Here is a 10,054-nt window from a genome sequence, read left to right on the forward strand (position 1 = left end):
ATGGTTCGCGTTCTCACTCGAAGGCGAATATCCGCTTCCAGTCATTCTTCATGTCGACCACCGTCCATCGATTCACCGCTGCGGCGTCCAGGGCCTTGTCCAATTTCCCGAAGTGGGATTGGCGGTCGTAGGCATATTCGCGCTCGGCGTCAGTATGGTGGACGAGCAAACCGAACCGCGCGCCGGGGGCGAGCGTCGCCCATTGGAGCATTTCAAGGTCTCCATCCGAGTTGCCAAACGCCGCGATGGGGCGGCGGCCGATATGTTCATTGATTCCGATTGGCTTACCGCCCTTGTCATCGATGAAATTGACCTCGGGCAACCGGAACAGGACCGGGGTGCTGTCGCGCATCTCAAACCGGGTCTTGATCGAGGATCCGACCACCTGCTCTGGAGGGACGCCGTAGATGGCATCCGTCCACGGCCGCATGAACTCAACACCGCCGCCTGAAACGATGACAGTCTTGAAACCGTTCGCCCTAAGGTAGGCGAGCAATTCCAACATCGGTTGGTACACCAACTCGGTGTAGGGTCGTTTGAAGCGTCTGTCGCGCGCCGTCGCAAGCCAGTCCGCGACGATCGTCTCAAACTCTGCCGTCGTCATACCGGCGTGGGTGACCGCGACCAGTTCGGCAACGCCCTTTTCGCCGGAAGCTGCGAGCGCGTTCATCTCGCCGTCCAGCACCGCCGTGAAGGGCTGTTTGCCCTTCCATTCCGGGTGCATCGAAGCCATGCCCTTCACGCGATCGAGCACAAAGGCAAGCTGCACATACATGGGTTGTTCGATCCACAGCGTGCCGTCATTGTCGAAGGTTGCGATCCGCTGTTGGGGCGGCACGAAATATGGGCCGCCCTGGTCCGTGACGCGCCTAACGAAGTCGACGATAGATGTCTTCGCCGAACCGTCATTCCAGGAAGGCAACGGATCGCGCTGGGATTGTGCCAGCGCCGACCTGGAGTAAAGCGAGGCTGAAAGCAGCGGAAGCACCGCCAGGGAAGAAAGAAGAGCGCGCCGATCCAGAGATTCAATGGTTGGCGTCATACCCATCTCCAATTGCTCTGCAAAAGGGGTCGCAACATGCGATCATTCGCCGCGGGCAGCATCTCGTAGTGTTGAAGGATGCTCGAACGATTTTCTGTGGTCAGACGACGATCTCGTCTCCGTCAGCTATTTTCCGGTAGTAGGTCTTTTGAGGGCAAGTAAGGCTTACAGAAACGGAGCGGCGCACTTCGGGGTTGATCTAGATCAAGCGATAGTCGCTGTAGGCGAAGGTGCAGGATCATGATCCCAGTCGCGCACGGCGGAATATCGAGAGGCGTCTCTCGCACGCCCTTGCTAAAGCTTTTGGAGGCGATCGATGTTCGAGAGCCGGTAATCCGGCGGTTAGCTGGTCTTAGTATTTTCTAACGATGGGCTTTGTCGTCGCAGGCGTTCCAGGCGCGGGCGGCGAGATTGAGAAGGTGACCCAAGTGTTCCAGCCGGATGGCCGATTTTCCGCGGCGAACTCTCCGTAAGCCTTCAGATTGAGATAGCCCTGCATGTCGCCGACCGGAAACAGAAAACCGATCTGGGGACCGACACCAGCTACCTGGGACTGGAAGCAACCGACGCGGTCACCTGCACCGCTATCGCAGCCCAGTCCCTTGTAGACATAGCCCACGAGGCCGACCATGACCTGCTTCGACAAGAACTGCGATGCACCCCAGTCGAAGTGCATGTCGACACCATTCTGATACTGCGTCGCCGTATTCTTGAAGTTGTAGGTGAAGCCGAGCACCCCGGAAAATTCGTGACCGGTCTGCGGATTGAAATAGGTGTAGCCGCCGCCGGCGTCGATCGCTCCGTGTCCGATGCCCAGGTTCGACAAACGATCGGATTGGTAAGCGCCGACAGGGATGTCACCGGTGATATAGGTCATGTAGTTGTGGACGCCGGCGTTCCAGCGCAATGCGAATTGCGGCGCCAGATCCCCAAAGCCCCACGTCGTGTCGCTGATCGTGTCGGACCGCGCGAAGGGAACATTGCCGAACGGCGTCGTGATCACGCCGGACAAGGTCCCCGCCAAGCTGGTGCCGACGACTCCATAGGCTGCGAGGAGCGAAACTGACGCCTGGCCGCCGAGCACCGGCGTTGCAAATACATAGCTCGGAAGCACAAGGCCGAGATCGCCGGTGGCGTTCACATTCAGATTCAGATTTGCGTTCACGGCAAAGTTGGCCGGGACCCTGCCGAGCGTAAATTCACGCGCCCGCGCGACGTCGGCGCCGGCGGATACGGAGGTGTGGTAGTAGATGGTCGCCAAGGACCAGCCCGGCTGCTGCGGCGTGGCCGCGAGGCTTCCGAAGAGGCCGGGGATCCAGAAACTGATGCCGTTTTCGTCGGCGACGGCAGACTGCGCAAAAAGCAACAGAGTGGACGTCAGGAGGGCTGCAGAAATAACTCTGCGTCGATGTGCTGGGACTGAGCGCTCGCTTTTCGCAGCAGCAAGCGCGGCTCTCACCGTCACATTGTGGCTCCAAAACTGGTCGCCTGAGAGTAGAACTGTACGCCATTGTGCGGCTTAGGCAAGTAGCAAGTTCAGCCATGACCCGATGGCCGAAAATAGATGAATGGATTGAGGGAAGCCACAGCGCAAATTGGATATGGCAGAGTCCGCGTGCGGCCCTGTGACAGACGGCTAGCTCCCGCGCACCACCCAGCCAAGGATCATCTCAAACAAAAGCCCCGGCGGTTTCCCGCCGGGGCTTTCCGTTAGGTCGTTAGACCGAACTTACCAGTTGCGCTGAGCGCGGAGGAGCAGAACGACCGAGTTCTGATCCTTGAGTTGGTAGGTCGCAGCCGGCTTGGCCGGGATCGCCGTCACAGCGGCCGGGGTGACGATACCGGCATACTTCTGGTCGAGATGGGTCCTCAGCCGAGAACGTCAGGTTCTTGACCGGGGTCCAGCGGGTGATGACACCCACCTGGCCGACGGCGAGGTCCGGGTTGCACGAGGTCACGCCCGCAAACCCAAGACCGATCACACCACCACCAGCACCACCGGCGCCGCAGAGCGTGGTCTTAGCCAAGGTGCCGAACTGCGCCTGAGCGTAGGCACCGTAGATCGCCGTGTTCCAGTAGGGATCCCAGTCCGCCTCTTCTGCAACGGCCTCGGCTGAAGCGTAGCGTGCGACCGGTCACGGAAGCGCCGCGGTGCCGGCAGCGTGGAATAGCGGTGGCTTCTTCAGAAGCGAAACCCTCCGCCTCGATTACCACGATGGCGTGGATTGAGTGAGACGCTCTACGCCAGTTGTGGTAGCATCTGTCCGGGAACAGGCATCTGCTGTCCCAGATCAACAAAAACGAGGAAAGCCATGAAGACGTTGGCCATGTCCGCTTTTGCTCTTGTCGCCATGTCGATTACGCCGGTGAATGCAGAGCCCATCAAAGTCGCAGCCGAAACGAGCAATGGCGCTAGGGTCCAATGCTCCCTGTCCAGTGGTGTGGGTCACAATTGCAGAAACGTTCTCAACTTCAAAACTTTCTACGAGTGCCAAGCCAACAGGATGGAGAGGGGCTGGACCAGCATTGAGAGCTCCAACTACTGCCGAACCCTCGACGTGAAATAACGACGGTTTCTGTTTGGACTCCAGGAGGCCGCCTCTGTTGGCGGCCTTTTTCGTACCAAGAGCCCGGCACCGAGACCGCCTCTGCGCCTCAGAGGCGCGATGACGATTGATCCCAATCTCATCGCGCTTGACCGACCATCGCTTGCTCTTCGACCGCGAGGGACAAGGCCAGCAAAAAAAAAGCCCCGGCGGTTTCCCGCCGGGGCCCTCTGTCAGGTCGTTAGACCGAACTTACCAGTTGCGCTGAGCGCGGAGGAGCATAACGACCGAGTCTTGGTCCCTCAGCTCATAGGTCGCGGCCGGCTTGGCCGCGGGACCGTTGATAGCCGTGGTGGTCACGACGCCAGCATACTTCTGGTCAAGGCGGGTCCAGGAGACGTCCGCCGAGAACGTCAGGTTCTTGACCGGGGTCCAGCGGGTGATGAGACCCACCGTGCCAAGCGCGAAGTCCGGATTGCAGGACGTCACGCCGGCAACACCCGAGATGATGCCCGCGGGTCCGCAGAGGAAGCCCTTCGCACCGCTGCCGAACTGAGCCTGAGCGTACGAACCGTAGATCGCCGTGTTCCAATACGCATCCCAGTTATGGGTGTACGCACCGCGGAAGCCCCAGGTCTTGATGGTTTCCTGCTGACCGCCCGTGACGAACACGGTGTCCGGAGCATTCGCCGCGCCCACGCTGGCGTAGGCAACGTTTGAGCTACCGTAAAGCGCGAACGAGCTACCCGCGAGGTTCTGGAAGTTGTAGCGGGTCGCACCATCGGTGTAGACGCCCTGGATGTTGATCACGTCACCCGCACCGGTCGGGATGTTCTTGATCGACAGAGCAAGCTGAACCGCCCAACCCCACTTGTCGTCGGGATGGCCCGTCGCCTCGGTTGCGCCGTAGTAGGCAACGTGGTTGTCATGCGCAGCCACCGACGCCTGGAAGAGACCCCAAGCCTGGTCGACACGGACCATACCCACGAGGTTCGGCGAACGCGAGCCACCGATGGCATTCGAACCATAAGCGGCGCCAGTCACGCCGCTGAGGCCCGCTGCACCGCTCAGGTTGAGGTTGCCGGCTTGCATGTAAGCCGTCGGATCTTCCGCCGAGAACGCCGCCGTGACGCCCTGGCCGAAGTCAGCAGTGTAGCTGAACTGGTTGATACCGGTGACCGTGCCGCTACCGCCGGCGAGACCGTCGAAGTTGTTGCCGGGATAGTTGGTCCAGGGCGCGTCGAACTGCGACACGGCCTTACCCATCGTGAAGCCAGCGAACTGGATGAAGGCGTAGTACACGCCGAGCGAACCGCCCGAGGTGCCGCCGTCGGTCGGGTTGATCGACGAGCCAACGAGGGCCGGCGCTGCACCCGAGGTGTTGAGGGCCAGCGTGCTGCTGTAGGCGGTCGTGCCAGTCGCGCTGCCGGTGCCGTTGTAGTTACCGGTCGTCCACGAGAACACGCCGTCGAAGAAGGTACGGACAACGCCGTATTCAGTCGCGGTGCGGGTGTCGATGTTCAGGTCTTCACGAGCGCGCGCCGTGTAGTAGTTCGTCAGGCGGTTGCGCCCGCCGTTGTTACCGCTGGACTGCCAGTTGATGTCGCTGTTCGTGTTCAGCGCGACTTCAGCGCGCAAATAACCACCCAGCTTGATGCAGGTGTCAGTGCCGGGGATGTAGTAGAAACCCGCACCGTACAGGGAGCAGATCTTCACGTATTCGACCGCTTTGGCCTTCACGGGGAGATCGGCTGCCTGCGCTCCGCCAACAGCGATCAGACCCGCTGCGGAACCGAGCAAAAGGCTCTTAACCAACTTCATGTTAAACCTCCAAGTTTGCCATAGGGAAGGTTCCGGATCCGCTGGGTGAAGACACCCTAAGGTTGGTTCCCTTGTCCCTTAAATTCACCGCTTAGTCGCTTCGCGCCTTCGGACACACCCGCTGAACGCGAGGGACTTAAGCGAACCACCTAAGACGGGACGACCTCGGGATGCCCCCCTCCGTCGCTCAGTCACAATTACCGAACGCCCTTGCACACACAACAACAGAACGCTTCAGAACGGGCCGATGGAGCGTGTTTTCCGGCGGGTGTTGCACAAATAACACGCAGATGTGATCAGAACGACTTTGTACCTCATTGAATCTACAGCGTTTTTTCGACGGGTTTCATTTGCCGTCCAAAGTTCCGGCACGGGCCCCCCACGCGCAGAGACGCTCTGTTGTGGGGCAGAGGCGTCCGAATCGTGGAATCAACCAAGGACCCGGCAGGGACCAAACCTTCGGGAACTCGCTGGCCTGATCAGCAAGCGGCCGCGACGGCCGTCCTCATCCGCGCGCTTGAACGTCGATATGATCCGGCGGCAAGCCGGCCTGATGTCGTAGATACATAGCCTCGTAAGCCGTCTCGAGCCGCCTGGCGTAGAGCGCCGCATCAAACAGTGATGCGGTCAGGTGGTTCCCTTGCAGCCGTCCGCGAATATCCGCCAGCTTCTGCTTATCGAGCGCCAGCTCGATCGCGAGTGCTTCATAATCCGCACGCGTTCGCGTGATCAGCTCAGGCAGACCGACAGCGCTCAGCAAGCTCGCGGCCACGCGGCCGGCGAAACTATTCCCGCTATGGGTCACCACCGGCAGACCAGCCCACAACGCATCGCTGGCCGTCGTATGTGCGTTGTAGGGCAGCGTGTCGAGGAAGAGGTCGGCGAGGCGATGGCGCGCCAGATGTTCCGATGAAGACGCAACGCGCCTTGCAAACACCAGGCGATCCGGATCGACGCCCGGCCCTTGGCTTCCTTCCGCAGATTCGATTTTGCGATCTCGCCCACGTCGGACAGCCACAACACCGACTGATCCACGCTCTTCAAGATATTCATCCAGGAGCCAAAGACAGCCGGATTGATCTTGTAGGCATTGTTGAAGCAGCAAAACACAGTCCATTCCTGCCGCAAATCGTGATCGGCCCGATTGGGTGCAGCATCGTCGATCGTCGCGACGTGATTATCACGCGGCATGAAGCTGCCGGGCAGACGAACGACCTTCTCGTCGAAGAATTGGCTGTTTTGATCTGGCAGCACGATGTGATCGGCAATGATGTAGTGGAAGAGCTCCCTGCTCCCCAGCGTTCCTGCAAAGCCAAGATAGTTGACGACGATCGGAGCCGGGCTGGACGCAAACAACGACAGCCTGGCATTGTGCGTATGGCCAGCAAGATCGCCAAGAATATCGATCTGCGCATCGTCGATTGCTTTCAGGACTTCGCCGTCGAGCTTGTGCTCGCAATCGACAAAGCGATGAAACGACTTTTCGAGCCGCCTGCGCAGATCGCTGTTGTCGTCAGGACCGATCGAAAACGCATATGTCTCGAAGCGGTCGGGATCGTGACTCTCGAAAATCTCGGCAGTGAGATACCCGACCGGATGCTTGCGAAAATCAGGTGAAACATATCCGACCCGGATCTTGTCGTGGCGACGGATTTCACCCCCTGACCTCGTTTCGGAGAGATGCGGGAGCTTTGCCCTCACCCACGTCCTGGCGCAGCTGAGCTGATCATCGGGAGAATCTGTCAGAGACAGCAAAGCAAAGGGAGAACTATTGGCCTTCCCGAGCCGTACTGTTGCCGTCAACTGGCCGATCTCTTCGTCCAGATTGTCCCAATTGCACAGGTTCATCTTCGCAAGAAGACGCAAACCCTCGATGCCCTCGAGGTCAGGCCTGATCGACACCGCCTTGTCGAAGGCGATGAAGGCTTCGTCATGGCGCCCGAGCTCGGTAAAGACGTTGCCACGGCCAATCCAGGCCCCCTCGATGTCGGCCTTGATCGCGAGCGCCTTGTCATACTCGGCAAGAGCCTCTTCGTAGCGCTTCAGCCCCCACGCGACATTGCCACGACCGAGCCACGCCTCGGCGAGATCAGGCTTGATCGACAGCACCCGCCCATACGCCGCGAGCGCATCGTCACGGCGCTTGAGCTCAGTGAGAACATTGCCACGACCAAGCCAGGCTTCCGCCAGATCAGGGCGGATCGATAACGCCCTGTCATAGGCAGCCAACGCCTCGTTAAGGCGTTTGAGATCGAAGGACACATTGCCACGACCAAGCCACGCGTTCTCCAGGCCGGACTTGATCGAGAGCGCCTTGTCATAGGCTGCCGACGCCTCGTCGTAGCGCTTCAGGCTCCAGAGAACATGTCCTCGGGCAACCCACGCGCTCTCGAGCTCAGGCTTGATCGAGATCGCCTTGTCGTACGCGGCAAGCGCCTCGTCGTGGCGCTTGAGATCGGTGAAAACTTCGCCTCGGCCAACCCATGCGCTCGGGAAATCCGGCTTGGCCGACAGCGCCTTGTCGTACGTGGTAAATGCGTCGTCGTACCGCCTGAGATTCCGGAGTGCATTGCCTCGACCAAGCCATGCAGTCTCCAGGTCAGGCCTGATCGACAACGCCTTGTCGTAGGCCACGAGCGCATCCTCGTAACGCCTGAGCTTTTCAAGGCAGCCGCCCTTGCTTGCGTAGGCATCGGCAAAGTTCGGATTGTAGAATGTCGCCTTGTCGAATTGCTCGATCGCTTCGCCATAGCTTCGCGCGAACTCGGCAAGGATCGTACCTCTGTTGTGATACGAAAGGGGATTGCGCGGATTCACCGCCAATGCGCGCGTGAAATAGGCCAGAGCTTCCTGAGGCCGATTCAGCGCTTTGAGCGCATATCCATAATTGCTGAGGGCCTCGTCGCTGCTTCCGTTCAGGGCCACGGCCACCCTGAGATGCATCTCGGCCTCGGCAAACCGACCTTGTACGAGCATCACCACGCCCAGGAGATGTTCGACTTCGAAGATGTTCCTGGCGGATTTGGCGATCTGCTGCAGTATTCTTTCCGCTTTGACCAAATCATGGGCGTGAAAGGCTTCGACAGCACGTCGAAATTTGGTCTGCAGTTCACCCGCCAAGTCCATTCCTCCCTCAGGATGTCGGTCAATCATACCATCGGTCCCGACATTGCAAGATGAGACCGTAGCGGCGTCGCGCGGCCGTCGAGGGACGAGCGAGCGTTTCAGCCCGGCAGCCTTCGCTGATTACGGCGACGCCTGGCGCGGCGGAGCGGCTCCTGGGCCGGCGAGCGAGTTATCCCGACTAAACTAATAAGAGCGCCTGTCCCGCAGTCTGACACGGGACCCCGTCGGCCAATCGGAGAGCGATCACCGCTCCATAGCTTGGGGCGAATCGCGGAAAGATTCAACCAAATCAACTGCTTGCAGGTCGATCACTTGAGAGAATCGGTCGGTGACAAAGGCAATTGTCCCCCGCTCAAGCCCACCCGCCGCTTGGTTTCGCAATTCGCTGGGAATATTCGAGCAAAAACACACGCTTCCAAATTGACCAGCCCAAGTAATTAGATGCATAAGGCTCGCACCGGAGAGGTGGCCGAGTGGCTGAAGGCAACGCTTTGCTAAAGCGTCATACGGTCTCAAGCTGTATCGAGGGTTCGAATCCCTCCCTCTCCGCCACCCCGCAGCAGAATCCGAGATCTGTGCGTTCCTTCACCTGACACGCGACGGTGGCCTCATGCCGCCCCGAATCCGGTTGGCGGAGCACGAGGGAACCTGATTCAGCGAAAATCAGCTTTCACCTGCGAAACGACGGCCAGGACGTGATCTCCGCTCAGTGGGCGGAAACCCATGCCCTCGCCTCGCGCTGGGCGGCCGAGATATCGGCGTCCGACATCTGCCCGGCGACTTCCCGGCGCAGCGTCACGGCGTCCTTGCGACCCTTGAGCGCGGCGAGGTTGAACCATTTGTGCGCGGCGACGAGATCGACGAGACCGGAGCGTCCGCTCGCCCAATAGAGGCCGCGCTCGAACAGCACGTCCGACAGCGCGTCTGCGTCGATCGGCGTCGCGGTCTCCAGATCGAAAGTACCCTGAAACATAACGCATCCCCTTTTTTTGTGCCGTCCCGTCCCCCGAGCCCGGCTCCCGTCCAATCAACTGTTCAACTCATCCCCGAGGCTTCTTGCCCGTGCCGTTTGCCGGCTTGTTGGAGGTAATGATGGCGGGCAAATTTGAATGGCAGTTTAAGTATCGCGATGAAGCAGACGTAAACGCGCCCGCGCCAGGCGCGTGCGACAAATGCAAGAAGTCCCTGTTTTGCAGGCACTTCTGCAATTCGTCAGATTCGGTTTACCTTGGGATTTTGGGAGAACGATAACCATCGCGCACGGAGACGCGCGTCCTGTGGTGATCCCGCCCGCTATCGTCACCGGATTCCTGAGACGACAATGGTCCCACGGGAAGCTGCGGCGTCCTGGATCGCCCGATCGGAGCCGGGCGATGACGCCGCGAATGGACCAGCGGCGCGCGAACAGCGAGCAATTGCGCCGCAGCCTTCCTGCTCGAGCAGGGCGCGCATATGGAGAAACATATGGCTGGAAGCTCGACTGCGGCCATCCTTCGAGACGCCCGCCTGCGGCGGACCC

The 10,054-nt window shown here is 59.9% G+C and carries 6 protein-coding genes, 1 tRNA gene and 2 pseudogenes; 1 reads left to right on the forward strand and 8 read right to left on the reverse strand.

Annotation, left to right across the window (positions count from 1 at the left end; translation table 11 throughout):
* Positions 1-13: 13 nt before the first annotated feature.
* From FXB41_RS32945 to FXB41_RS32975, 6 genes and pseudogenes are all read right to left on the reverse strand, one after another.
* On the reverse strand, positions 14-1,042 hold the full coding sequence (locus FXB41_RS32945) for an HAD family hydrolase (RefSeq protein ID WP_219684717.1): 1,029 nt from the start codon (positions 1,040-1,042) through the stop codon (positions 14-16).
* 352 nt (positions 1,043-1,394) lie between these two features.
* Positions 1,395-2,507: a SphA family protein gene (locus FXB41_RS32950; protein WP_376707528.1), complete on the reverse strand. Its 1,113-nt coding sequence runs from the start codon at positions 2,505-2,507 to the stop codon at positions 1,395-1,397.
* Positions 2,508-2,771: 264 nt separating this feature from the next.
* A pseudogene (locus FXB41_RS32955) lies at positions 2,772-3,132 on the reverse strand (porin); the annotation flags it as partial.
* 149 nt (positions 3,133-3,281) lie between these two features.
* A complete protein-coding gene (locus FXB41_RS32960) occupies positions 3,282-3,425 on the reverse strand; it encodes a hypothetical protein (protein WP_219684718.1) in 144 nt (47 codons plus the stop codon).
* A gap of 415 nt (positions 3,426-3,840) precedes the next feature.
* On the reverse strand, positions 3,841-5,409 hold the full coding sequence (locus FXB41_RS32965) for a porin (RefSeq protein WP_219684719.1): 1,569 nt from the start codon (positions 5,407-5,409) through the stop codon (positions 3,841-3,843).
* Between the two features lie 505 nt (positions 5,410-5,914).
* Positions 5,915-8,562, reverse strand: a pseudogene (locus FXB41_RS32975) (tetratricopeptide repeat protein).
* A 432-nt stretch (positions 8,563-8,994) separates the two neighbouring features.
* Here FXB41_RS32975 and FXB41_RS32980 point away from each other — a divergent pair.
* Positions 8,995-9,087 (forward strand) — tRNA-Ser (locus FXB41_RS32980).
* A gap of 154 nt (positions 9,088-9,241) precedes the next feature.
* Here the strand turns inward: FXB41_RS32980 and FXB41_RS32985 are convergent.
* On the reverse strand, positions 9,242-9,508 hold the full coding sequence (locus FXB41_RS32985) for a hypothetical protein (RefSeq protein WP_219684721.1): 267 nt from the start codon (positions 9,506-9,508) through the stop codon (positions 9,242-9,244).
* Positions 9,509-9,834: 326 nt separating this feature from the next.
* Positions 9,835-10,054 (reverse strand): hypothetical protein (locus tag FXB41_RS32990; RefSeq protein ID WP_219684722.1); only part of this gene is annotated, 220 nt, incomplete at its 5' end.

The sequence above is a fragment of the Bradyrhizobium canariense genome, from assembly GCF_019402665.1.
In the GTDB taxonomy this organism is placed as follows: Bacteria; Pseudomonadota; Alphaproteobacteria; order Rhizobiales; family Xanthobacteraceae; genus Bradyrhizobium; species Bradyrhizobium canariense.